Source organism: Anaerovorax odorimutans DSM 5092 (assembly GCF_000426305.1).
Lineage (GTDB): Bacteria > Bacillota > Clostridia > Peptostreptococcales > Anaerovoracaceae > Anaerovorax > Anaerovorax odorimutans.
On sequence record NZ_AUFC01000001.1, the window covers coordinates 75,182 to 101,287 of the forward strand.

Annotated in this window: 25 protein-coding genes, 1 pseudogene and 1 riboswitch; of the genes and pseudogenes, 20 read left to right on the top strand and 6 right to left on the bottom strand. The window is 28.7% G+C overall.

The window, feature by feature from the left end; genetic code table 11:
• Nucleotides 1-110: 110 nt before the first annotated feature.
• Genes K292_RS15425 through K292_RS0100365 form a run of 5 tightly spaced genes read right to left on the bottom strand, consistent with a single transcriptional unit; the run spans nucleotide 111 to nucleotide 5,216 of the window.
• Nucleotides 111-1,556, bottom strand: coding sequence for a peptidoglycan-binding protein (locus tag K292_RS15425; RefSeq protein WP_245570808.1), 1,446 nt, complete (start codon nucleotides 1,554-1,556; stop codon nucleotides 111-113).
• A gap of 4 nt (nucleotides 1,557-1,560) precedes the next feature.
• Complete coding sequence (locus K292_RS0100350; protein ID WP_037372081.1) at nucleotides 1,561-2,922, bottom strand: peptidoglycan-binding domain-containing protein; 1,362 nt, start codon at nucleotides 2,920-2,922, stop codon at nucleotides 1,561-1,563.
• Nucleotides 2,923-2,939: 17 nt separating this feature from the next.
• The gene (locus K292_RS0100355; protein ID WP_027398168.1) at nucleotides 2,940-3,416 is read right to left on the bottom strand and encodes a hypothetical protein; all 477 of its coding nucleotides are present in this window, start codon (nucleotides 3,414-3,416) and stop codon (nucleotides 2,940-2,942) included.
• Nucleotides 3,417-3,461: 45 nt separating this feature from the next.
• Nucleotides 3,462-4,727: a peptidoglycan-binding protein gene (locus K292_RS0100360; protein WP_051280077.1), complete on the bottom strand. Its 1,266-nt coding sequence runs from the start codon at nucleotides 4,725-4,727 to the stop codon at nucleotides 3,462-3,464.
• An 18-nt stretch (nucleotides 4,728-4,745) separates the two neighbouring features.
• A complete protein-coding gene (locus K292_RS0100365) occupies nucleotides 4,746-5,216 on the bottom strand; it encodes a hypothetical protein (protein ID WP_027398170.1) in 471 nt (156 codons plus the stop codon).
• Nucleotides 5,217-5,433: 217 nt separating this feature from the next.
• Here K292_RS0100365 and K292_RS0100370 point away from each other — a divergent pair, with 217 nt between their 5' ends.
• From K292_RS0100370 to K292_RS17575, 5 genes are all read left to right on the top strand, one after another.
• Nucleotides 5,434-5,736, top strand: coding sequence for an nSTAND3 domain-containing NTPase (locus K292_RS0100370; RefSeq protein WP_027398171.1), 303 nt, complete (start codon nucleotides 5,434-5,436; stop codon nucleotides 5,734-5,736).
• Between the two features lie 842 nt (nucleotides 5,737-6,578).
• Nucleotides 6,579-6,965, top strand: a complete 387-nt coding sequence (locus tag K292_RS0100375) for a hypothetical protein (protein WP_027398172.1) — start codon at nucleotides 6,579-6,581, stop codon at nucleotides 6,963-6,965.
• Nucleotides 6,965-7,651, top strand: coding sequence for a hypothetical protein (locus K292_RS0100380; RefSeq protein ID WP_027398173.1), 687 nt, complete (start codon nucleotides 6,965-6,967; stop codon nucleotides 7,649-7,651). The genes K292_RS0100375 and K292_RS0100380 overlap by 1 nt, the downstream gene beginning before the upstream one ends.
• 103 nt (nucleotides 7,652-7,754) lie before the next feature.
• Entirely contained in the window at nucleotides 7,755-8,714 is a 960-nt protein-coding gene (locus K292_RS0100385) for a hypothetical protein (protein ID WP_027398174.1), read from the top strand.
• A 58-nt stretch (nucleotides 8,715-8,772) separates the two neighbouring features.
• The gene (locus tag K292_RS17575; protein ID WP_051280079.1) at nucleotides 8,773-9,333 is read left to right on the top strand and encodes a hypothetical protein; all 561 of its coding nucleotides are present in this window, start codon (nucleotides 8,773-8,775) and stop codon (nucleotides 9,331-9,333) included.
• Here the strand turns inward: K292_RS17575 and K292_RS0100395 are convergent.
• A complete protein-coding gene (locus K292_RS0100395; RefSeq protein ID WP_027398175.1) occupies nucleotides 9,330-10,262 on the bottom strand; it encodes an AEC family transporter in 933 nt (310 codons plus the stop codon). The two genes, K292_RS17575 and K292_RS0100395, sit on opposite strands and share 4 nt — an antisense overlap.
• 517 nt (nucleotides 10,263-10,779) lie before the next feature.
• On the opposite strand from K292_RS0100395, the gene K292_RS18415 reads away from it, so the two are divergent.
• The 15 genes and pseudogenes from K292_RS18415 (at nucleotide 10,780) to ribH (ending at nucleotide 26,085) form a co-directional block, all read left to right on the top strand.
• Entirely contained in the window at nucleotides 10,780-10,935 is a 156-nt protein-coding gene (locus K292_RS18415; protein WP_156900429.1) for a hypothetical protein, read from the top strand.
• Between the two features lie 53 nt (nucleotides 10,936-10,988).
• Nucleotides 10,989-12,560 carry a recombinase family protein gene (locus K292_RS0100405; RefSeq protein WP_027398176.1) on the top strand — a complete coding sequence of 524 codons (1,572 nt, stop codon included), beginning with the start codon at nucleotides 10,989-10,991 and terminating at the stop codon, nucleotides 12,558-12,560.
• A 28-nt stretch (nucleotides 12,561-12,588) separates the two neighbouring features.
• Entirely contained in the window at nucleotides 12,589-13,401 is an 813-nt protein-coding gene (locus tag K292_RS0100410; protein WP_027398177.1) for a hypothetical protein, read from the top strand.
• Nucleotides 13,402-13,550: 149 nt separating this feature from the next.
• Nucleotides 13,551-14,753, top strand: coding sequence for a carboxylate--amine ligase (locus K292_RS0100415; protein WP_027398178.1), 1,203 nt, complete (start codon nucleotides 13,551-13,553; stop codon nucleotides 14,751-14,753).
• Between the two features lie 25 nt (nucleotides 14,754-14,778).
• Nucleotides 14,779-15,510: a cysteate racemase gene (gene cuyB, locus K292_RS0100420; protein WP_027398179.1), complete on the top strand. Its 732-nt coding sequence runs from the start codon at nucleotides 14,779-14,781 to the stop codon at nucleotides 15,508-15,510.
• Nucleotides 15,511-15,523: 13 nt separating this feature from the next.
• Nucleotides 15,524-17,050, top strand: a complete 1,527-nt coding sequence (locus K292_RS0100425; RefSeq protein ID WP_027398180.1) for a Mur ligase family protein — start codon at nucleotides 15,524-15,526, stop codon at nucleotides 17,048-17,050.
• Nucleotides 17,051-17,276: 226 nt separating this feature from the next.
• Complete coding sequence (locus K292_RS0100430; RefSeq protein WP_027398181.1) at nucleotides 17,277-17,648, top strand: ArsR/SmtB family transcription factor; 372 nt, start codon at nucleotides 17,277-17,279, stop codon at nucleotides 17,646-17,648.
• A gap of 35 nt (nucleotides 17,649-17,683) precedes the next feature.
• Nucleotides 17,684-19,735 carry a heavy metal translocating P-type ATPase gene (locus tag K292_RS15435; protein WP_051280081.1) on the top strand — a complete coding sequence of 684 codons (2,052 nt, stop codon included), beginning with the start codon at nucleotides 17,684-17,686 and terminating at the stop codon, nucleotides 19,733-19,735.
• 103 nt (nucleotides 19,736-19,838) lie between these two features.
• Complete coding sequence (locus tag K292_RS17580) at nucleotides 19,839-20,489, top strand: 4'-phosphopantetheinyl transferase family protein (protein ID WP_051280083.1); 651 nt, start codon at nucleotides 19,839-19,841, stop codon at nucleotides 20,487-20,489.
• A gap of 18 nt (nucleotides 20,490-20,507) precedes the next feature.
• The gene (locus K292_RS0100445; protein ID WP_051280085.1) at nucleotides 20,508-21,449 is read left to right on the top strand and encodes a DMT family transporter; all 942 of its coding nucleotides are present in this window, start codon (nucleotides 20,508-20,510) and stop codon (nucleotides 21,447-21,449) included.
• A gap of 43 nt (nucleotides 21,450-21,492) precedes the next feature.
• A complete protein-coding gene (locus K292_RS0100450) occupies nucleotides 21,493-21,969 on the top strand; it encodes a regulatory protein RecX (RefSeq protein ID WP_027398183.1) in 477 nt (158 codons plus the stop codon).
• Between the two features lie 67 nt (nucleotides 21,970-22,036).
• A riboswitch (FMN riboswitch) is annotated at nucleotides 22,037-22,150 on the top strand.
• Nucleotides 22,151-22,399: 249 nt separating this feature from the next.
• A complete protein-coding gene (gene ribD, locus K292_RS0100455; RefSeq protein WP_027398184.1) occupies nucleotides 22,400-23,554 on the top strand; it encodes a bifunctional diaminohydroxyphosphoribosylaminopyrimidine deaminase/5-amino-6-(5-phosphoribosylamino)uracil reductase RibD in 1,155 nt (384 codons plus the stop codon).
• Nucleotides 23,555-23,585: 31 nt separating this feature from the next.
• A complete protein-coding gene (gene ribE, locus K292_RS0100460) occupies nucleotides 23,586-24,281 on the top strand; it encodes a riboflavin synthase (protein WP_027398185.1) in 696 nt (231 codons plus the stop codon).
• Nucleotides 24,282-24,315: 34 nt separating this feature from the next.
• Nucleotides 24,316-25,548 (top strand): annotated as a pseudogene (locus K292_RS19435) (bifunctional 3,4-dihydroxy-2-butanone-4-phosphate synthase/GTP cyclohydrolase II).
• 75 nt (nucleotides 25,549-25,623) lie between these two features.
• Nucleotides 25,624-26,085 carry a 6,7-dimethyl-8-ribityllumazine synthase gene (gene ribH, locus K292_RS0100475; protein ID WP_027398188.1) on the top strand — a complete coding sequence of 154 codons (462 nt, stop codon included), beginning with the start codon at nucleotides 25,624-25,626 and terminating at the stop codon, nucleotides 26,083-26,085.
• The last annotated feature ends 21 nt before the right edge of the window (nucleotides 26,086-26,106 follow it).

The following is a 26,106-nucleotide window of genomic DNA, read 5'->3' on the forward strand; positions in this document are numbered from 1 at the left end:
ATAATATTAATATTTGAATAAAGATTATTTGTAATAAAAAGGGGAAATAATATCATAATATTTTTTCCCTTTTATAATACAGTAATAAGCATAAGTTATTGGAGTTGTAATTATTGATTTTCAGTATTCTCAGTAGGTAAACTCTCGTATATAGTTGATATAAGATTCCAACTAGGAGAGCCAATTAAGCCTGTAACTTCTCCAACATTAAACTCTTTTTGAACAGCTTTGACAGTAGTTTCTGTTTGTTCATCAAAAACACCTGTTATTTCCACTTTTGGTATATACGGATAATATTGAGAAATTTTTTGCAGATATGTTTGCATAAGCGTTACATTGTTATCTGCCATACCTTTTGATAGAATATATCCTGGGTAAATAGTTTTATTTTCTAAACAACTTTCAGGTATTCTATTAACAATATTCTTATATGCTTTGTCAAGTTCAGCCCAAGTTTGTATTCCTACTACACCATCTACTAAAATGCCAAATTTGGCTTGAATAGCTTTTACGGCTTCTGTAGTTTCAGGACCAAAGTAACCATCTATTTCTATAACTGGAATGTCATCATAATAACATCCTAATACGCGTACATAATATTGTATCAGTTTAACAAAAACGCCTGTGGAACCTTCTTGCCAAGAAACATCAAAGGGACTTTCTATTTCCTCAGCTGTAATTCCTTCAGATACCAGTTCTCCTAAACCTTTTACGCCATTATATATGTATTTTATTTTATACCATGTAGCACTTCCTACAATACCATCTACAGTCAAGTTGAATATTCTTTGAAACTCTTTTACAGCAGCTTCAGTCTCTGCACCAAATACTCCTTCTTTATCTTGTGTTATTTTAGGAATAGAAGGGTAATTCTGACTTATTCTGTTTAATTCATTTTGAATAGTACTGACATCCTGTCCAAAACTGCCTATTCTAAGAGGGTATAATGGATATGATTCAAAGTTTGCTTGAACAGGTACGTCTGTTACAATATTTATATCATCACCGTAATAATTTTTTAAAATTTCATATGGTGTATACCCTTGTTCTGCAAGAGATACAGTACCCCATTGGGATAAACCTTCACATTTAGTATTCACACCATCACAATAAGCAGTGAATGCAGGTTCTATTCTACCTTGTCTTACAACATAAGTATTAAAAATTTCATCAACAATATTAGAAATGTTAGCAAAAATTTCTCTGTTTGGAACGAAAGAATGATCATATTGAGTTGAATTTGTAATATCAAAATCATATCCACGGCTACGATACCATTCTGTAAATATACGATTTAACGTGAAAGTTGTTTGAGCATATATGTTTGCTCTAATAGCACTTTCAGGCCAAGTAGGAAAGATTTCACTTGATGCTACATTTTTTATATAGTCGGGAAATGATAAAGTTATTTCTTCAGCAGGTTCATCGGGAGTTCCCAGATGTACAGTTACTGTTTCAGGAATAAATGGCAAATCTGGACGGCTGATTATTGTTTCAGGTACTTCAGGTCTTGGTATTACAACCTTTTTATTTACATCTAGATTTTTTATATCCATTTTTTCACTCCTCTTGAGGTAAATTTTCATATACTCTTGCTATTTCACTCCAAGTAATAGGTCCGACTAATCCTGTTCCTTGTGATTGTTCAAATTCTTTTTCAAAAGCTCTTACAGCAGCTTCTGTTTGATCGTCAAACACTCCTGTTATATCTACCCTTGGAATGTTCGGATAAAACTCTGATATTTTTTGTAAATATGTTTGAATTAATGTTACATTTTGATCTGCCATGCCTTTTGACAGTAAATATCCTGGGTAAAGAGTTTTGTTTTCTAAGCATCCTTCAGGGATATTATTAACAATGGATTTATAATCCTTTTCAAGGTTATACCATGTTTGTATACCTACTATTCCATCAACATCAATATTGTATTTTTTCTGAAGTGCTTTTACAGTTTCTGTAGTATCAGGACCGAAATATCCGGTAATATCTATAATTGGAATGTCAGGATAATAACACCCCATTACACGAAGATAATATTGTAATAATTTTATCCAAATTCCAGAGTCGCCTTCCTTCCACCCAACTCTACTTTCTATTTCTTCAGGAAAATCTTCAGATATAAGTTCTCCTAGACCTTTAACATCATTATAAATATATTTTATTTTATACCATGTGGCAGAACCAATAATTCCATCTTGAATAAGGTTAAATATTCTTTGAAACTCTTTTACTGCTGCATCAGTTTCAGCACCAAAGATTCCTGCATCATCAAGTTCAATTTTAGGAATAGTAGTATAATTTTCACCAATACGGTTCAATTCTTTTTGCAAAGTGTAAACATCTTGACCAAAAGCACCTAATTTTAATGGATATAGAGGGAAAGGTTCAAAATTTGCATCAACAGGGATATCTGTTACGATATCAATATCATCACCGAAATAATATCTAATAATACCATAAGGATTATATCCCATATTAGCAAGGGAAACAGCTCCCCATTGTGATAAACCTTCACATTCCTTACTTACTCCATCGCAATAAGGAGTATACGCAGGAGCTTGTTCTCCTCGCCTAATAAGATAACTAGTAAAAATTTGATCAATTATAAAGGAAATATTTGCAGGTATTTCTCTTTCTAGTTCAAAAGGCTGATCAAATTCTGAATTTGTAATATCAAATTTATAGCCTTGATCTCTGTAAGTATTATTAAACAGCCTGTTTAAGGTAAATGTAATTATAGAATAAATATTTGCCCTAATGGCACTTTCCGGCCATGTAGGATAATTAATAATTGAAGCAACATTTTTAATATAATCAGGAAATGACAAGGTTATATTTTCAGCCTCTTCATCAGGAGCTCCGAGATGCACAGTAATTAATTCAGGAATGAGAGGGACGTTAGGTCTACTAATTATTACCATCGTTTATCTCCTTTCATTTAAATATTCATATCGTTTTCAATAGTTTGATTTTCATTACCATTAGGAAATAAATTTATAGGCTGAATTGATGTAATATTATCAAATATAGGTATATCATATACATTGGTGGAATTATAATTTGCTGCTTCTATTTTCGCGTTATATGTTGAATATGGTTTAATAATTTCGGGATTCATAGAAAGGGTAGCATCAACTGTTGGTAGAGGTATTGGATCTGTTTTTCCATCCTCATTTGTAGTAACCATTCTGGAAAAAAAATAATCTTCACCTAATTTTTTTGTTACAGTTATTCTGGCGTTAGCAATGGGTAGTGTACCTTTAAGTGGAGAATCTTCAGTAATTTGAAATACTAGATAACCTGTTTTAGGATTTTCATTTAAATACTCTTCTAATAGAATTATTTGAGGGCTGTTTTGGGTGCTATCGTTATCAGCCAATTGCTTTTTAATGTTTTTATTTATGTAACTAAACATAAAAATTTCACTCCTTATATAATATTAATTTAATATAAAATATTTTTATTTAGATTCTTGTATTGGTAGATTTTCATAGAGTAATGCTATTTGATTCCAAGTATTAGGACCGATTAAACGTTCATAATCTTTAAGATTTAAATACTCTTCTTGGATTACTTTTACAGCAGCTTCCGTTTGATCATCATAAACACCTGTTATTTCTACTGTTGGAATGTTTGGATAAAATTCTGAGATTTTTTGTAAATATGTCTGCATTAATGTTACATTTTGATCTGCCATTCCCAGAGATAGTATATATCCGGGGTATAAAGTTTTACTTTCTAAGCATCCTTCCGGTATATTATTAATTATAGATTTATAATCTTTGTCCAGATGGTACCATGTTTGTATACCTACTATGCCATCTTCTTTTATATTATATTTTCTTTGGAGTGCTTTTACAGCTTCCGTAGTATCAGGGCCAAAATATCCGGTAATATCTATAATAGGAATATCAGGGTAATAGCATCCTATTACATGTAAATAATACTGTAATACTTTAATCCAAATTCCGGAATCTCCTTCTTTCCAAGAAATTTTACTTTCGATTTCTTGCTCCGGTAAACCTATACTTTCACTCAACCCTTTTACACTGTTATAAACATACTTTATTTTATACCATGTGGCAGAACCAACAACTCCATCTTGAATAAGATTAAATATTCTTTGAAATTCTTTTACAGCCGTATCTGTCTGTACTCCAAAAATTCCAATATCATCATCATCTATTTTAGGAATTGTAGGATAGTTTTTTCCTATACGATTTAACTCTTTTTGAAGTGTATAAACATCCTGTCCAAAGGCACCTAATTTTAAGGGATATAAAGGATAAGGCTCAAAATTTGCATCAACTGGAATATCTGTTACAATATCAATGTCATTACAGTAAGGTGTATATGCTGGAGTTTGTTCTCCTCGTCTTATAAGATAGCTAGTGAAAATTAAATCTACAATAAATGAAATATTAGCGGGAATTTCTCTTTCAGGTTGGAAAGGCTGATCAAGTGCTGAGTTGGTAATATCAAATTTATAACCGTTATTACGATATTCGTTATTAAATAGTTTATATAATGTGAATGTAATTATAGAATAAATATTTGCTTCAATGGCACTTTCAGGCCAGGTAGGGTATATTTCAATGGATACAACGTTTTTAATGTAGTCTGGGAAAGGTACGGTTATATTTTCTGCATCATCATCAGGTTCTCCAAGATGCACAGTAATCATTTCTGGTATAAGGGGAACGTTTGGTCTACTTATTACTACCATATTATTTAACTCCTTTCATTAGAATAATTTGGGTTGATTAGCAAAAATTCTATCTCCACTTGGATTAGGTATTAACGTAATGGGTTGAATAGATGTAATATTTTCAAAGATAGGTATATCAAATGCACCTGTTGATAAAAAACCTTCTGTTTCTATTATGGCGCTGTATGTTGCATAAGGTTTTATGTTTTCGGGATTTAGGGAAAGATCAGCATCGACAGTTGGTAGAGGTATTGCAATTGTTTTTCCGTCCTCATTGGTAGTGACAACCCTTGATACAAAATAATTATTCCCTATCATTTTACTTACAGTTATTTTTGCATTAGCAATAGGAACAGTACCTTGAAGCGGTGAATCTTGGGTTATCTGGAAAACGAGATATCCAGTTTTGGGGTTTCCATTTAAATATTCTTGAAGCAATGTGTAAAATTCATTATTATTGCTAGGCTGCGATTGTTGTTCTGAATTTTGTTTTATTTTATAAAACATTAAATTCACTCCTTTTGAGTATAATATATTAAACTAATTTGATTCATATTATTATATTTATAAATATAATAAATGTGAATTTATTTTTATTAAATTAATGAGAATTATTAATTTATAGAAAATTTTTTGCGTGCTGTACTATTTTTAATAAGTTTTGACACTATTCAAAATGTATCTGCATATTATAGATGAATGAACCAGAAAAGGGGAGATGAATATGGAATTAAAGGGGAAAGCTCGCCATATGTATCCAGGAAATAACACTCCTGAAGGGTTTTTTTCTTATTACAACTATATTTTAAGCCAAAGAGAGGCAGATAAAATTATATGCATTAAAGGTGGGCCTGGAGTAGGAAAATCTACTTTTATGAAAAAAATTGCTGAAGAACTTTTGGAGGACGGATATAATATTGATTTTATGCATTGCTCTTCAGATAATAATTCATTAGATGGTATTGTATTAAGAGATAAAAAAATTGCTATGGTTGATGGAACCAGCCCTCATGTGGTAGTAGCATAACTGCTAATTTAATAATTTATCCATTTAAAACACTTAATCTATGATTTTCAGTGTTTTTTTTATGAGAAAATTTATTTTGAAAATGAATTTTGAGATGTTTAATAAAACTAATTATTAAATTAATATAAATTTTATTGTTGTTAATGTTTGCAGTAAAATGGATATATTATAATATTTTTTATAAGACAAAGAAGTAAGTAACATAATTTGCCTATATTTTTGTCATTTTATGCTTATATATATCATTTTTTGCTTTTAAGTATTGACTAATACGTTTATATATGATAAGGGTAGAAAGAAGGTCTTTAATTTATGATTTATAAGTGATAGGAAAAATAAAATTAAATGTATTTAATATATTTTAAATGAAAAATATAACGAAAAAATATAAGAATAAGGAAAGGGACACAATTCCTATAAAAACGTTAAAATATAAAACATCTATCGGAGATAAGTCATCTTTCAATTTATGAATTTTAACCATTATACTTACTAAATTTATAAAAAAAATATTTGCAAATAAAATACTTATATAAAACATTCTTTTATGTCCTTTCAATATTTTGAGACAAATGTATTATCTATATTACAGATATGGATATAACAATTAATTAATTCCTTGAAATAGTGCAGCATCAATATTAATAATTATATCATATTTTCATACTTTGTAGGCCAATCTATATGGCTATTTCAATCTTTGAGAGGATTTATTATATTATGTGTTTCAGCTGTTGCAATCATTGAAATCATTGCAAATAATTAAAACCTTTTAGAAATAAAATATTTAAGTATTAATTAATATAAAATACGCAGAAGACATTAATTGTGAGGTAAGATAATTGAAAATAATAAAAATAATAAAAGTAATTGTCATTGTAATATTAATAGTTATTTTTTCAATAATTGTATCATTTTTTATAAAAATTTTTTTTATAGGAGATATAATCAGTGATGGGTTATATGTGGAAAATATTACAGTTAGTGATAATCTGGTTACTATTAAAGGCGATTCAGGAGGAAGTGCAGATGCCTATAAGGGTTTTGATTACTATATAGATGGAAATAGTTTATACATCAAGCTTAGGTATGTTCTAGCTTCACGATTTTCTGATGGGGGGATGAATTTTTCGGTAAAAATAGAAGACGAAGATTTTAGTAAAATAGATAAGATATATTTTACCGATGGTAACGATGATAATCTGATATGGATAAAGGGAGAGAGTTAATGTCAATAAAAAAAATAATTAAAACTAATATTATAATAACTATATCTTTTATACTCATCTTAATAATAGGTTATGGTTTAATAACAATAAATACATATTCCGAAGATTCGTTTGACTTTATTTATTCTTTAAAAAAAGAAACTATAAATGATGATATGGGTGAAGCTTATATTTTAAATAATGGTAAAGAATTTATAACTCATATTTGGAATACAAAAGGAGAAGAATTTGATTTAGATGAAGCAGAGTATGTTTCTGAAAATATAATTGAATTTAAAGCATATGAAGGAAAACTAAATATTCCTACTCCTGAGAGAACAACTGAAATTCAGAATTCATTTTTTTCTTATTATAAAATTTCACCTGATTATAAAGGGTATGGGAGTGTGAGCTTTAAAGATCCGATAAAAATTACAATTAATGAGTATTTCCCGGAAAATATAGTAAAGGAAACTACCAAGCTACAAAGAAAAATCAGAAATTATGACAGCGATTGGAATAAAAGAGATAAATGCAGTATGACTTTATATAATCCAATTATTATTCCGGAAGAGTATAACGGATATTTAGTTTATATACCTGAATATATTTGTATATCCAATGTTAATAAAGATAGAATTTATGGTTGTTATCCAATAAAGAATAAAGGATATATTATGGAAATTTGTGTTGAAGATAAAAATTAATATATCCTTTTAAAGTAATAATTAACAATGATTTTATTAATGGTAATTAAAATGTTAAATATATTGTGAAGTTTAAGTTTTAATTTAAGAAAGGAAAATAATTATGAAAAAGGGGAAATTGCGAGTAGTTGTATTTTTATTATTTGTTTCTATGCTATTTACATTTAGCGGATGTCAATCAAACGAGAAAATAATTATGGCAGACATGAATAAGACAGAAATATTAAATACTGAAAAGGTAGTTAAAATTTTGAATAATAATGGAATGAATTTATCTAAAGATAATAATTTTCCAATAGATTTATCATTATGTAAGGTTTATGGTAAAAAACCTCAACCGTATTTAAGCAGCCAAACAGGAGCTTATTATATATTTTATGAATATGATGGGTATAGTGAAACAAGCATATTAGCCAAAGATGCCATATTTTATGAATATCCTGGTTGCAGCGATGATTTTAAAAAAAATATTTACCCTAGTAATATTGTGGGGAAAAATATTTATGTTTGTTTATGGTATCCTGATCTTGATTCATGGTCAGATAGCAGTATGAGTGAAGAAGATAATGAAAGATTTGATTTAAGTATTCAGGAAATGATAAAATTAAGACAGGAACTTAATGATAAAGTCTTTAATAAAAAGAAAGCAGTTTTGACCGGATATGGGAATAATTGGTTCGTGAAAATTCCTGTTGAATTTATTTACAACCAAAATCATTTATTGGACAAAGTGTTTTTATTAAATGCACAAATACTATTAAAGCCCATAAATTTTGAAGAAACTCCTGAAGTAAAATCAATTAAATTAGTAAAGAATATTAATGATTATTCCTTAATGTCAACTGATGGTAATTTCTTAAGGAATAAAAATGAAGAGGGGTTTTATACTACTTTTTGGATAAATGAAACGGATTTTGATCCTAATAATATGGAATTAAAAGTAACAATTACTTGTGAAGATAGTAAAACAGGAGAAATTCTCTGCAAAGTCAGACATGAAGAAGGTAATAATTATATCAAAAATGATAAATTAAAAATGTTGTTTAAAGAATACTTTTTATAATAGATAATTTAAGAAATTGCATTATTAAAATTATTTATATTAGTGAGAGGTGTATTAAATGAAAAAATTAATTATTTTTGTTATACTAAGTATTTTTACTTTTGCTTTAATAGCATGTTCTAATAATTTAACAGAAGAAACATACAAATATAAAGGAGAAACTACAGTTAAAACGGATGATCGTAATTTTGTATTAGAAGATATACCAGAAAATTTGGCGGAGGAAACTATTGCAAAAGATTTTTTATATACTATAACAGGTGAATTCGATAAAAAAGCAGAAATAATAGCAGATACAGAAGAATATTCATTTTCAATAGAAAATGAAAAAAAACAATTCGAAAACGAAGAGTTTCCTAAATCATATATTATACATAATATTTCAACTTTGACAAAAGAAGAATACGATCACTATAATGAGTGGCAAGAGTGTGTTGAAAAATATAAACTAAATGATTATAAAATAGTTAATGTTAATTTCACACAAACTTATTCAGAAGAAGCCATCGAAAAAGGTCCTCAATGGGGAAATGGAACATATAGCAGAAGTTTTATTGTAGGAAAAAGTAATAACATATATAAAATCTATGATTTTGGTGTAATGTCGTATAAAGATTAATTTAATTCGAGTAGTATTGCAAAGATTGGAATGGTAATAATGGAGAATACTGTTGAAAGTAAGATTCCTTTAGTTGCAAAAGGTACATCGCTATTATACTGCTGTGAAAAAATAGAAGTACATGTAGCTACAGGCATAGCAAATTCTATAATTATTACTTTTGCAAGTAATGAAATATCATTTAAAGCAAAACGCATTAATAGAAAAACGACTCCTGGAATAATTATAAGTTTTAAAAATGAAAGCAGGTATAAATTTAAATCACCAAGAAGTTCTTTGATGTTAATTTGACCAAGCTGAAGCCCAATTACAAGCATGGTAAGTGGTGTTGTAGCAGAGCCAATCATATTTACTGATTCACCTAAAAAACCTGGTAATTTATAATTAAATAAAAATAGGCAAAAACCTATAATAATTCCAAATATTCCAGGGGATATTAATTCTTTTAAATTTATTTTTGCTTTTTCTCCAGCAGAAAGTTGTATTAGTATTATGCCTATGGTAAATATGAAAATATCATTTGCCATTTCAACCATAGAGGCATAAAATACAGCTTTTTTTCCGTAAATAGCATTAATAACAGGTATCCCTATAAACCCTGTATTTGCAAATACAAGCATAAAAGTAAAGAGATATGCTTTTTCAATCTTAAGTTTTATAAGCTTTACACTAACATAGCTTAAAGCAAAAGCAAGGGCAAAGGCAACTATCATGATTATGAATATATACCCACAGCTTATAAGTGTTTCTTTTGAAAAGGGAATCTGCATTCCGCTTATTACAAGACATGGCCAAGTTATATTTACAACAATTGTAGAAATTCCTTTAGATTGATTTTCATTTATAATATCTTTCTTAGATAATAATATCCCTGGAATAATCATTATAAATATCATAGCAAGAGAGTTAATAATTTCAGAAATACCCATAAAAACACCTCATTTTTAGATTGAAAAATTTAATATACTAAGTAATATATATTTTATTTACTGCTTTTATTATAATACAATTTAATTAGAATGTAAGTATGAACTTTTTAGTAAAATAATTCTAACAGGAAAGTGAAGTCCATATGAATATTATGCATAAATTAGAAAAAGTACCTTTTAAGTATACTCTTAATATTATTTGTGGTAAATAGAAGGTGAGGATAATATAAGGTAGCATCTAATAAATAACTAGAATTTAATGAAATCAAGGAAAATGTATAGGATTTCTTATAAAATATTAAATGATTTATTTAAATAATTTATTCTTAAACAAAAAGATAATATATGGTAACTAAGAAAAGATTAACGCCTGAGTAAAGTGTTAACTTTTTTTATGTATAATAAGTAAAATATTTTGCAATCAAGAAAGTATGACAAGCACTATTTAAAAAGAAAAGTATATGACAAGCATTATTTAAATAAAATGTGATAATGGATTTTCTAAGGGGGTGTTTTTATGAAAACTATATATGTAGTTAAAGAAACTTATAAATTTAAAGATAAAGACGAAAGGAATATAAAAATATCACAGAAATTAGCAGAAATAATGAGGAGCGATAATTTTCTAAACAATGAGGCAAATTTTTGCGCTGATAAGAATACTTACTTATGATTGTTATATTTTATCATACAGTCAGTTATCATTTTTGGGAGGTGTAGGTTAATGTGAAAAAAGTGGCCATTTATTGCAGACTCTCAGATGAAGATAAAAATAAAGAAGGCACTTACGATTCAGAAAGCATTAAAAATCAAAAAAAATTACTAACAAACTATGCTTTAGAAAATGAATGGGATATTTATAAGATTTACTCAGATGATGATTGGTCTGGATTAGATGCACTCAGACCTGATTGGAATAAAATGATAAATGATGCTGAGACAAAAAAATTTGAAATAATTCTTTGTAAAAGCCAGTCTAGATTTACAAGAGATATGGAAGTTGTGGAAAAATATCTTCATAAATTGTTTCCAATTTGGGGGATAAGATTTATAGGCTATACTGATTATGCAGATACAGATAATAAAGGAAATAAAAAGCAAAGACAGATTAATGGACTCGTTAATGAATGGTATTGTGAGGATCTTTCCGAGAATATTAGAGTTGTATTTGACAAAAAAAGAAAAGATGGGCAATTTATTGGCTCAATGGCTTCATACGGTTTTGTAAAAGATCCATTGAATAAAGGACGGCTAATTGTAGATGAAGAGGCTGCTTTAATTGTAAAACGCATATTTGATTTATATATAGAAGGTTATGGTTCAAGTAAAATTGCAAAAATTTTTAATGAAGAAGGTATTCCTAATCCTACAAAATATAAAAATTTGAACGGAATAAAATGGAAAAACGGTAATGCAAAAAATGATATGGGATTATGGAATCGTACTACAATAAAAAGAATTTTAAAAAATCAAATGTATATTGGTAATATGGTTCAAGGAATTAATAAAAAAGTTAGCTATAAATCAAAAAAACAGATTTCAATGCCCAAAGATAAATGGTTTATTGTGAAAAATACTCATGATGCCATTATATCTGAAGATATTTTTAAAACTGTTCAGCTAATGATTAGTAACCGTAGAAGATCAAACGGAAGCGGTAAGCCTCATGTACTTTCTGGAAAAGTTAAATGTGCTGATTGTGGAAGTACTTTATCTCGTATTACTCCACACAGTAAAGATGGAAAAACTTTTTCATATAAATATTTAAGATGTAGCATGTCAGAAAAGAAAAATTCCCTTTGTAAAGGACATTATATAAGGCTAGATAAGCTTGAAGATATAATTTTGGAAAGAATGAAAAATTATCTTAAAGATGTAAATGAAAAACTAATAGAAGAAAGTTTAGGAGGTATTAAATCTAAGAATCAGAATTCAATAAAAAATTTACAAATTAAAATAAATGATGTAGAACGAGAATTGCTTAATAAAAAGAAGATAATAGAGACTCTTTATATTGATAGAGTAAATGAAAATATTTCTTTAAAACAGTTTAATGATTTAAGTGAAAGTTTCAGAAATCAAATTAATATACTGGAAAAAAGAAGAGAATTAATAATGTATGATGTAAAAAGTAAAATAGAAAGTCAAATTAATGATGATGTAAATAAGCTTAAAAAGTATAAATATATCGATAGTTTGACACCAAGACTTATAAATGAATTTATTGATTCTATTACTGTAGGAGAAAAAAATAAGGAAACAGGAGAGCAAATAATTAATATAAATTGGAACTATTAATTATTAATAGTTACGGCACATTACACATGTGGTAGATCCAATTAATCCAGGTGCAGTTGATTCTATTATACATCTGGGGGATTTTTGGAATGAAGAAGGTATACGTAAAAATCGTGATGAATTAATCAGTAACAATGAAAGAATAAAAGAAATTTTTTCAAGAGCGTATAATTACTTAGCCGCAGCAGGGAATATGTATGATAACGTAAGAAGTATTTATGAAGGAGCAATAAAAAAAGAAGAATTATATAAGAAATTTGCAAGAATAATAGGACTTGAATTAGCACATAAAGAGCTCAGTCCTGAGTTAGGAGATTTAAAAAAATATTTTGCAAGTGCAATTACACCAAGCGGATTTGAAAATTACTTAGGTACCTTATTAAATGGATATAAAAGAATCTATGTAATCAATTCTATAGTTGGAGTCAGCGCAGAAAAAATGTTGGATTTATTTGCAGAAAGTGCTCTTTATAGAGGATTTAATGTGGAGGGATACTATTGTCCGATGAAACCTGCAACAAAACTAGAACATTTACTTGTTCCGGAGTTAGGTATTGCATTTGTAACATCCAATAGATTCCATCCAGTTGATAAAAGTGATCTGGAAAGTGAAATTGTATCAATTGATTTAACTAGTGCAGTTAAAGAATCAAAGATTACAGGGCAATGGCAAATCTTAGAAGACAGCCAAAGCCGTATGAATGAGTTATTAGATAAAGCTATAGATTGTTTGAAACTTGCTAAAAAAGAGCATGATTCCTTGGAAGAATTTTATATTCCTAATATGGATTTTAAAAAAATAGAAGAATTAAGAATTGAGCTTACAAAAAAGATTCGTTAATATTTATAGGGACATTTTTAATGTCCCTATATTTTTAGTTTAGTCATTGATATTTTTTTATATTTCTATTTTTATATATTCACATTGATAATAAATAAAAAAGAGATTATACTATAAATATTATGTAAAATAAATAAAGGAGACTGACCATGAGTCAAAATTTCGTACCACTATTGTTTGCAGGTGACATAAATGTTTATAGTGTTTCAAGAGCATTTTATGATGAGTATAAGATAAAGCCTTTTGTATATGGCAAATATAGTACTTGGCCTTGTCATGAAAGTGAAATAATGAATTATAATGCAAATCCTAAAGCAGATGAGCAAGAAACTTTTTTGCAGTTAGTTGAAGAATTTGCATTAAAAAATAAAAATAAAAAAGTAATTTTACTTGGATGTGGTGACAGTTATGTACAGCTTATTAGTTCAAATAAGGACAACTTACCAGAGAATATAATTGCCCCTTATATAAATGTAGATATGATGAATGATCTAATTCATAAAGAAAAATTTTATGCTATGTGTGAAAAAAATGGAGTAGATTATCCGGATACATTTGTACACAAAAAAGAGATGGGACATGATTACAATCTTCCTTTTGAAGGGCCATTTATAATTAAACCTTCTAATGGAATAGAATATTGGAAACATACTTTTCCAACTCAAAAAAAAGTTTATAAAGTTGACTCAAGAGAAGAAGTCAATCAAGTACTAGATAATATTTATGATTCGGGTTATAATGATTCTAATATTATTCAAAATTTTATTCCCGGTGATGACACTTATATGAGGGTTCTAACTAATTATTCGGACAAGCATGGAAACGTAAAAATGATGTGTCTTGGTCATGTACTTTTAGAAGAACATACACCGCATGGTATTGGTAACCATGCAGTTATAATTACTGAACATAATGATGAGGTTGAAGCTCAATATAAAGGTTTATTAGAAGAAATGCATTATATTGGATTTTCAAACTTTGATATAAAATATGATCAAAGAGACGGAAAATTTAAAGTATTTGAAATAAATACAAGGCAGGGAAGAAGTAATTATTATGTTACCGGAGCTGGGCAAAATATTGCAAAGTATGTAGTTGATGATTATATAAATGATATACAAATGGATTTAAATATTGTAAAAAATAAATTTTTATGGTTGGTTGTTCCAAAGGGTGTAGCTTTTAAATATATTAAACCTCAAAATTACAAAAAAGAAATGAGAGATTTAATTAATCAAGGTAAATATGTAAATCCTCTTTATAATAAAGCTGATTGTAAATTTAAACGCATATTAAGGTTAATTAGGTCACAATTAGGACATTATTATAAATTTAAAAAATATTTAAAATAATAAAAAATAAAAATAGGAGAATTGGATGAATAAAGATGGAAAGAATAAGGTTCTAGGAGTAATTGGTGGTATGGGTCCCCTTGCTACTCAATTGTTTTATAAAATGATTATAGAAAAAACGGAAGCACATTGTGATCAAGATCATTTAGATATAATTATCTTTAGTCATGCTACTCTACCAGATAGAACAAAGGCTATAAAACAGGGTAAAGTTGATGAACTCTTCGCGCTTCTTTTAGAAGATGCTAAAGCCTTAGAAAGAAACGGTGCAAACAGTATTGCCATTCCATGTAATACATCTCATTTATTAGTGGACAAACTTCAGCAAAACATAAACATAAAAATTATTCATATGATTCGTGAAACTATGAACAAAATAGCATCCTTTCATGACCTTAAAGACATAAAAATAGGGATTCTTGCTACTGATGGAACTATCAGTATGAAACTCTATCAGAATGAATGTAAGAAATTTGGTATTACACCGATAATTCCATCAAAAGACAATCAAAAACTAGTTATGAAAATAATCTATGATGGTATAAAAAATGGAGGGGAAATAGATTTTAATGATTTTAAAAAAATAGAAGAAGAATTATTAAATAATGGATGTCAAGGAGCAATATTAGGATGTACAGAACTGTCTTGTTTTAAAGAAAAGTATAACTTGCCTGAATATTACATAGATGCTATGGCTGTTTTGGCAGAGAAATCCATAGAATCATGTGATAGGAAAATTAAAATTACCAAAAGATAAAAGGAGAAGAAAAATGGTAGAAAAGGTGCACGATTTAGATGAATATTTAAAAATATTAACAGAAAATAATTTAGTAAGTAATACTAATATTAATTCTGAAAATTGTAATAGTAAAGTTGAATATATATCATTTAATTCCAATGATATAAAAAATAATACTTTATTTGTATGTAAAGGTGTACATTTTTCAATAGAATATTTAAAGAGCGCTATTGAAAAAGGGGCTACTTGTTATTTAAGTGACAAAATGTATGATTTGGAAGATCTGGAATCCGAATTAGATAAAAATATTTGTTATATTCTAGTAAATGATATACGAAAAGCTATGGCCATTTTAGCAGACTATTTTTATAATAAGTCTTGGGAAAATATTAATCTAATCGGAATTACGGGGACAAAAGGTAAATCTACTACTTCATACTTTATGAAATTTATATTGGACGATTATTTAAGAGGACATAAAAAGCCTGTAAGTGCAATTTTATCAGGTATTGATAATTATGATGGCGTTATTAATGAAGAATCTCATCTAACTACACCTGAAGCTATGGAACTTCACAAACATTTTTATAACGCAGCAAAAAGTGGTATAGAATATTTAACAATGGAAGTATCTAGTCAAGCATTGAAGTATGACAGAACTTTAGGTATAAATTTTGATGTAGCCTGTTTTTTAAATATAGGAGAAGATCATATAAGTGATGTTGAACATAGTGATGTTGAAGATTATTTTCAATCAAAATTGATTCTGTTTAATCAATGTGAAATGGCATGTATAAATTTAAACTCTGACAGAAGTGAAGAAGTAATAGCAGCTTCTAAAAATTGCAAGAAAGTAGTTACTTTTGGTCTAACAGATCAAGCAGATGTTTATGGATATGATATTGTTAAGGAAGGCAAGATAATTTCCTTTAAAGTTAGGACAGATAGTTTCGATAGAGAGTTTAAACTAACTATGCCGGGATTATTTAATGTTCAGAATGCGTTAGCTGCCATAGCTATATCTTATTGCTTAGATATTCCTTTAGAGTATATAGCTTCGGGCTTAAAAAAGGCGAGAGTTAGCGGAAGAATGGAAGTTTATTCGAGTAAATCCAGAAACCTGCAAGTTATTGTTGATTATGCCCATAATAAGATGAGCTTTGAGACTTTATTCAGATCAACTAAAAAAGAATATCCTAATAAAAAAATTATTATTGTATTTGGATGCCCCGGGAAAAAGGCTTTTGGAAGAAGGCAAGAATTGGGAGAAGTAGCAGGGAAATATTCAGACAGAGTGTATATTACTGAAGAAGATGCAGGAGAAGAACCGGTATTGAAGATATGTGAAGAGATTGCAAAGCATGTTTTAAAACAAAATTGCAAATGTGATATTATTGTTGACAGAGAAGAAGCAATAAAACAAGCCATTTCTGGAGCTGATGAAAATACAATTGTTCTTATTACAGGTAAGGGACGAGAGACAAGGCAAAAGAGAGGAACTAAATATATTGATTGTCCTTCCGATGTGGAATATGTTCAAAAATATTTAGAACCATAATAATAAATGTTTAAAAAGTAAAGCTTATATAATATCTTAATTAAGATATTATATAAGCTTTTTTAATAAGTATTTTTATGAAATACAATAAATATCAATTAAATAAAAATACAAATTTATAATTTAATTAAAATAATATAACGTTATTTTATTGACAATTTTTGATTAGTAATTTAATATTAACATATGAACAATTATTCATATGTTTGCGCAAGGAGGAATTAATATGACAGATAAATTAAAAGATGCACCACTATGTGACTGTACAATAATTCATGATGATGTTGTTGAAAAAGTAAAAAATAAGATGCCAGAACAAGAAGATATGTATTTATTATCTGAACTTTATAAGAGCTTTGCAGATCAGACAAGATTAAAAATATTATATGCTTTATCAGAAGAAGACATGTGTGTATGTGATATAGCGGCACTTCTTAATCTATCCCAATCAGCCATATCTCATCAGCTAAGAGTATTACGAAATATTAGATTGGTAAAATATATTAAGAAAGGTAAAGTAGTATACTATTCCTTAGATGATGATCATGTAAGAGGAATTTTTAACTTAGGTTTGGAACATATAAGTCATACAAAGTAATTTATAGTATAAAAAAATGAGAAAAGAGGTGTTGTATGTTAGACAAAAATAAAAAGTATAATTCTAGCTTGAGTTGTGCAATTAAAGAAGATTCAAAAGGTATAAATTGTTGTGGTGAAGAACATAATCATGATCATAATCATGACATTTGCAGCAGCAGTTGCAGTTGCAGTTGTGGTCATAGTCATGATCACAATCATGAAAGTGAAAACCTAAAATCAAAAAGTTTTATAATAGGAATAGTGCTTTTTATAATAGGAATATTAGTTTCTATATTTATAAATGAGAGTTATTTATGGATAAAGTTAATAATATTTTTTCTAGCATATATTTTAATTGGAAAAGAAATTTTAAGAACGTCTTTTAGAAATATTCTTAAAGGTCAAATATTTGATGAAAATTTTCTTATGACTGTTGCAAGTATAGGTGCTTTTTTAATTGGAGAATATCCTGAAGCTGTGGCAGTAATGCTTTTTTATAGAATTGGAGAATACGTTCAAGGGAAAGCAATCTCGCATTCGAAAAGATCTATTTCAGAATTAATGGATATAAGACCTGATACGGCTAATTTAAAAACAGAAGATGGAATAGTAGAAGTTAACGCAGAATCTATAAATGTGGGAGATGTTATTGTAATTAAGGCAGGAGAAAAGATTCCTCTTGATGGACAAATCATTGAAGGAAATTCTACAATTGATACTAAGGCTCTAACAGGAGAATCACTACCCCAAGATGTAACAGTTGGCTCAGAATTATTATCAGGTTCTATAAATGGTCAAGGTTTAATATATTTAAAAGTTGAAAAAAAGTTTAAAGAGTCAACGGCGTCTAAGATATTAGAATTAGTTGAGAATGCCAGTAATAAAAAAGCAAAAACTGAAAATTTTATTACCAAGTTTGCTAGATATTATACTCCTTTTGTAGTTTTTGTAGCAATTGCTTTAGCTATAATTCCACCAATAGTAGGTATGGGAGAATTTTCTGATTGGCTTTACAGAGCCCTTGTATTTTTAGTTGTATCGTGCCCATGTGCTTTAGTTATCTCTATTCCGTTAGGATTTTTCGGAGGGATCGGAGCTGCATCTTCGATGGGTATTTTAATTAAAGGCGGTAATTATCTTGAGGCTATAAATGCAGTAGATACTGTTATATTTGATAAAACTGGTACTCTTACAGATGGTATATTTAAAGTAATAAGTATAAAAAATGCAAATGGATTCACACAGGAACAAGTCTTAGAATTTGGTGCTTATGCAGAAAATCATTCAAATCATCCTATTGCGGTTTCCATTAAAAATATGTATTGCCAAGGGAATTTTAATAATTGGGGAAAGCATGTTATTGATGAAAATAAAATTTCAAATATTGAAGAACATGCAGGCCTTGGCATTAAAGTAAATTATGACGGCAAAGTAATTTTAGCCGGAAATAGTAAACTTATGTCTAGAGAAAAAGTGAAATTTGAGCAGGCGGATGATATAGGTTCTATAGTATATATTGCAGTTGATGGATATTTTGCAGGAGTAATAATTATTGCAGATGAAGCTAAAGAGGATAGTAAGAATGTAATACAAGGTTTAAAAAAGTTAGGTATAAAACAAACGATTATGCTTACCGGTGACAGCAAGAAGATAGGCAATAAAATTGGAAATGATTTAGGGATAGATAAAATATATGCAGAATTGCTTCCTGATGAAAAAGTTGAAACGCTAGAGCATATTTATAGCACGAAAGACAATAGTAAGGGTAAAATTATTTTTGTAGGTGATGGGATAAATGATGCTCCTGTTTTAGCAAGAGCAGATGTTGGGGCTGCCATGGGAGGAGTAGGATCTGATGCTGCCATTGAAGCGGCGGATTTGGTAATTATGAATGATGAGCCTACCAAAATTATAACTGCAATTAAGATTGCAAGAAAAACTAGAAAAATAGTTTGGCAAAATATAATTTTAGCGTTGGGAGTAAAGCTTATCGTTTTAATACTAGGAGCTTTTGGAATTGCCACAATGTGGGAAGCAGTATTTGCTGACGTTGGAGTTGCAATTATGGCAGTGCTGAATTCAGTAAGGGCAGGAAGAATAAAATAAAATTTAAACTATTACTGTAAAAATAAATGAAACACTAGTATAATAATAGTGTTTCATTTATTTTATGTAAGCTTTTATTAATAATATAATAGAAAGGTAATGTATGTATATTTATTATTATAATAGAGAAAGGGATAAAAACAGCAAAATTAAAGTTAGTAATCAAAAAAATAGTCATATGTTTTTAAAAGAAGCATTAAAAGATTATATTAAAAGAAAACAATTTGGCTATAGACAAGAATATATAAATAATATTAAAATAGAAAAAGGTTTACATGGAAAACCTTATTTTTCTAATTTAAAGCAATATGGTAGTGAATCTTTAAAACCTATATCTTTTTCCATAAGTCATTCAGGGAATTATTGGGCATGTATAATTGGTGAAATTGAAGTAGGAATTGATATTGAAGTTGTCAATAATATAAATTGTAAAAGTAATGATATTTTGATGAAAACTAGAAATTATGAAGCCATAGCAAAGAGATTTTTTACAAGGAATGAATATGAATTTGTAAAAAAATATGGCAGTGATGCATTTCTTGAAATATGGACTAGAAAAGAAGCCTATATAAAACAAAAAGGAACAGGATTCTCAGAAGGTTTAAATACTTTTGAAGTTATTGAGAGTGGCAAATATGCTGAAAAAGTTAAAGGCATTTATATTAATAAAATAGATTTAACTCATGGAATTAAGGCAGTATATTGTACTAAAGAAAAAAAACAAGTAAAAGATATAATTAATCTATTTGAGTAATAAGTGGAAGGTGAAATAATGAATCAAAGCATAAATGTAACTGAGAAGAAGGATAAAATAAAAATTTATATATATTCTGTAATTTTTTCATTTATTGTAGGTTTTTCTTTTATAGGTGTAAAGACTTGCATATCCATTGCAACTCCTATTGAAGTATTAGTACATAGATTTAATTTTGCTGTAATTGGTGCTTTAATACTATTATTATTCGGCTTAATTAAAATTAATATCACAGAAAAACCAAAGAAAAAGCTTTTTATTACAGCGGGGTTTTATATTGCATTTATGATACTTCAAACAATAGGATTATTGTTTGCAACTTCAATCGAAAGTGGAATTATTTTTGCAGTGATTCCTATAATGGCAAAAATAATAGCAGGAATCGTTTTAAAGGAAACTACAACTATAAAGCAAAATATTTTTGTTTGTCTTTCCGTAGCAGCAGTAATAGCAATGTTTGTTTGCGGTGCTACAGATATTCATGTTAATTTTATAGGTCTTATAATTTTATTTATAGCCAGTTTATGTATGGCAATAAGTAATGTTTTTATGAGATATGTGAGGGAAGAATATACAACTTCTGAAATTGCTGTTTGTATTGCGATAATTGGATTTATAGTATTTAATGTAGCTGCTATTGTAATAGAATTAAAAAATGGAACATTAGGAAATTATTTTCAGCCACTTACAAATATGAAATTTATACTTGCTACAGTATATTTAGGAATACCGTCAACATTAATTTCGTCTCTGCTAATGGGTTATATGCTGGCTAATATGGAAGCTGTAAAAGCGACAGTATTTGGAAACTTATCTACAGCAATTTCAATTATTGCAGGAGTGATAATTTTACATGAGACGTTAATGTTATACCATATCTTATGTACTATATTAATTATTATAGGTGTTATTGGAGTGAGTTTACCTTCTAAGATTAAAAGTGAAAAAAATAATATATAAAAAGATAAAGCATATATAAAATTTAAAGAAAAGGTTAAAGAGTATGACTGAAAAAATTAGAGATATTGCATTAAGATATTTAGCATATAGAGATAGAAGCGAATATGAAGTAAGTAAGTATCTGAAAGAAAAAGATTTTGCTTATGATGATATTGAAAATACTCTTATTTATCTGAATGAATTTGGATATATTGATGATAAAAGGTATTGTGAAAATTATATTAACTATGCTATTTTAAAAGGCAGAGGGAGAAATCGTATTAAGCGTGAGCTTAAAGAAAAAGGAATATCATATGACATGGCACAAATTTATTTAGATGAACTGATTGATAGAAATTTTGAATTTAAAAATGCATTAAAGCAAGCTGAAAAATTGATTAAAAATAATATGAATGATGAAATTTATGAACTAGATGAAAAAATGAAAGCTAAAGTAGGAAGAAGACTTTTTAATTTAGGATATAATATGAGCTTGATTTACGAAGTTATTAATAACTTAAAAATAACGAATGAAAAATAATGGAAATTATAATTTTTTATTGACAAACTGATTGTGTTATGATATTTTTATTTTGACAAGTGAATATTTGAATCTTCAGGGCAGGGTGAAATTCCCTACCGGCGGTATAGCCCGCGAGCCGTAAGGCAGATTCGGTGTAACTCCGAAGCCGACAGTAAAGTCTGGATGAAAGAAGATGCAGTAATATAATTTTATATTATTTAATATTTAAATGCTCTGAAATACGTAATGTGTTTCAGCTTTTTTATTTAAATAATAAATATCAAAATACTATTAAAGATGCCTTGAGATTTTTTCTTGAGGCATTTTTTTATGGAAACTTATAAGTCTCTTATTTAGGTAGAAGATATATTATTTTTCTATTCAGATTATAAACTTAGCAATATGTGAAAAGATAAACTTTAGTCTTGTATTATTTTAAATAAAGGAGATGTTAATTTTGCAAGATGATAAAAAATGGATGAAACATGCAATTAAATTAGCAAAAAGAGGACTAGGCAAAGTTAATCCTAATCCAATGGTGGGAGCAGTAATTGTAAAAGATGGTGTTTTAATAGGTGAAGGATGGCATGAAGAATATGGAGGGCTGCATGCGGAGAGAAATGCCATTATTGATTGCAAGAATTGTTATAAAAGTAATTGGGATGTACTTTTAAAAGATGCAACTATTTATGTTACTCTTGAGCCTTGTTGCCATTATGGCAAAACACCACCTTGTACGGAAGCCATAATACAAAATTCTATAGGAAGAGTAGTTATAGGTGCTGTAGACCCTAATCCATTAGTAGGAGGCAAGGGGATTAAAATATTAAAAGAGAATGGAATTACAGTAGAAAATGGCTTACTAGAGGAGGAATGTATAAAGCAAAATGAAATATTTTTTCATTATATAAAAACTAATAAACCGTATGTTGTTATGAAATATGCTATGACATTAGATGGAAAAATTTCAACATACACAGGTCATTCAAAATGGATAACAGGTGAAGTTTCAAGACAACATGTACATGATACAAGAAAAAGACTAAAAGCAATTATGGTAGGTATAAATACAGTAATTATGGATAATCCTATGTTGAATTGCCGTTTAAAAGATTCTCCTTCTGATCCTATTCGTATTATATGTGACAGCAATTTAAGAATTCCATTAAATTCTAATATTGTTAAAACAGCTAAAAATATTTCTACAATAGTAGTTTGTATTTGTGATGACGATAATCAAGATTATAATAAGGATGAAAAAAAGAAAGAACTTGAAAGAAATTGTATTAAAGTATTGGAGATAAAAGCAAACAGTAAAGGGCAAATAGATTTGAATGAATTAATGATGAAATTGGGAAAGATGAATATAGACAGCATTCTATTGGAGGGAGGCAGTACATTAAACTTCAGTGCATTACAAAGTGGGATAGTATCTAAAGTTCAGGTATATATTGCACCTAAGATATTTGGAGGTGAAGCGGCAAAAACTCCAGTAGGCGGAGAAGGAGTTCCTTTTGCTTATGAGGGATTTAAATTAGAAAAACCAATTATTAAAATGCTGGGAGAAGATTTTTTACTGGAATATAAGATTGTAAAAGAATAGAAGATTTAAAATAACGAGAGGAGAGATATGCTTGTTTACAGGAATTGTAGAAGAAGTAGGGAAAGTAGGTGCAGTTCAAAATGGCAGACAATCTTCAAAACTTACTATTGTTGGAAATAAAATATTTGAAGACATGCGTATGGGAGATAGCATAAGCGTTAATGGTGTTTGTCTGACAGTTACAAATTTTCAAGGAAATTCCTTTAATGCAGATGTTATGGCAGAAACTTTGAGAAGAAGCAATCTAGGGAATTTAAAGCAGGGAAGTGAAGTAAATCTTGAAAGAGCCATGTCAGTTAATGGGCGTTTTGGTGGTCATATTGTGTCAGGTCATATCGATGGAACAGGAATGATTACATCATTGAATAGAGAAGATAACGCAGTATGGATTTACATTAAAACGAGTAAAGACTTACTAAGATACATTATATTAAAGGGATCTATTGCAATTGACGGAATAAGTTTGACAGTGGCTCATGTAGATACTGACTCTTTCGGAGTTTCAGTTATTCCGCATACAGGCTCAGAGACTACTTTATTAAGAAAAAAAGTTAATGATATTGTAAATTTAGAATGTGATGTTATTGGTAAATATGTAGAAAAATTAATTCGTCCAATTGAAAAAAACAATAATGAAAATACTTCAAATTTTAGCAAAAATATTAATGGATTTAATTCGCAGGAAAGTAATATAAGTATGGATTTTTTAAGTAAACATGGATTTTAAAATATGATTTAAAAATAGGAGGAGAAAAAATAAAATGTTTCAATTTAACACAATAAAGGAAGCTATAGAAGATTTAAAAAATGGAAAAATAATTATTGTAACAGATGATCCAGACAGAGAGAATGAGGGAGATCTTATTTGTGCAGGAGAATTTGCAACACAAGAAGCAGTTAACTTCATGGCATGTCATGGAAAAGGACTTATTTGTATGCCTATGAGCTCTAAAATGACAAGAAAATTAGGATTGCCTCAGATGGTTGATAATAATACTGATAATCATGCCACAGCTTTTACAGTTTCTATAGATCATATTGATACTACTACAGGAATTTCTGCTTTGGAAAGATCAGTTACTGCAATAAAATGTACAGAGGATGATGTAAAACCTGAGGATTTTAGAAGACCTGGGCATATGTTTCCATTGGAAGCAAAAGAAAAAGGTGTATTGGAGAGAAACGGACATACTGAGGCTACTATAGACTTTATGAAATTAGCAGGATTAAAGGAAATTGGTCTTTGTTGTGAAATTATGGATCATGACGGTACTATGATGCGTACACCACAATTAATAGAGTTTGCAAAAGAGCATAATCTTACATTTGTAACTATTAAAGATTTGGTTTTGTATCTTAAAGAAAACTAAATACGAGTATAGGAGATGATATATATGGCAATTATGGAGCGGGTAGTTTGTGCTAATCTACCGACTAAGTACGGAGATTTCAAAATTTATGGATATATTAATAAGAAAAATGGAGAACATCATATTGCTTTAGTTATGGGTGATATTTCAAATGGTGAGCCAGTACTTGTCAGAGTTCATTCGGAATGCTTGACAGGGGATGCCCTTGGATCAGAAAAATGTGATTGCGGAGATCAATATGATGCAGCTATGAAAGCAATCGCAAAAGAAGGAAGAGGAATTTTAGTTTACCTTCGTCAAGAAGGAAGAGGAATTGGACTTATTAATAAGTTAAAAGCTTATGCATTACAAGATCAAGGAATGGATACTGTTGAGGCAAATATTGCATTAGGATTTAAGGCAGATTTAAGAGATTATACCGTTGGATCTGAAATTTTGGTTGATTTGGGAGCAAATAAATTGAGATTATTAACAAATAATCCTGAAAAAATTTCGGGATTGGAACGCTTTGGAATTGAAATAGTTGAAAGAGTTCCAATAGAGACAAGGCATAAAGAAGATTGTGATTTTTATATGCATACAAAAAAAGTAAAAATGGGACATCTATTAGATACTTATGAATAAATAATAAATATCTAAATAATAATTTATGTTTAATGAGAAATTTAATAAAATTAAAAAATGAAAGGGATTAACAAAATGAAAGTATATGAAGGTAATTTAGTAGCAAAAGATATAAAGATAGGGATTGTTGCTGCAAGGTTTAATGAATTTATAGTATCAAAGCTGATTGGAGGAGCATTAGATGGTTTAAAACGTCATAATGTTGAAGATGATAATATTGAATTAGCATGGGTTCCGGGGGCTTTTGAAATACCTCTTTTGGCTGAGAAAATGGCCGAATCAGGGAAATATGATGCAGTTATTTGTTTAGGTGCTGTTATTAGGGGGAATACTACACATTATGATTATGTTTGCAGTGAAGTATCAAAGGGAATTGCGCAAGTTTCTCTAAAATGTGGGCTTCCGGTTATGTTTGGAGTATTAACTACTGAAAATATTGAACAAGCCATTGAGAGAGCAGGGACTAAGGCAGGAAATAAAGGATATGACTGTGCTGTATCTGCAATTGAAATGATTAATTTAATAAAACAAATTTAAAGTTAAAGAAGAATTTTTTCC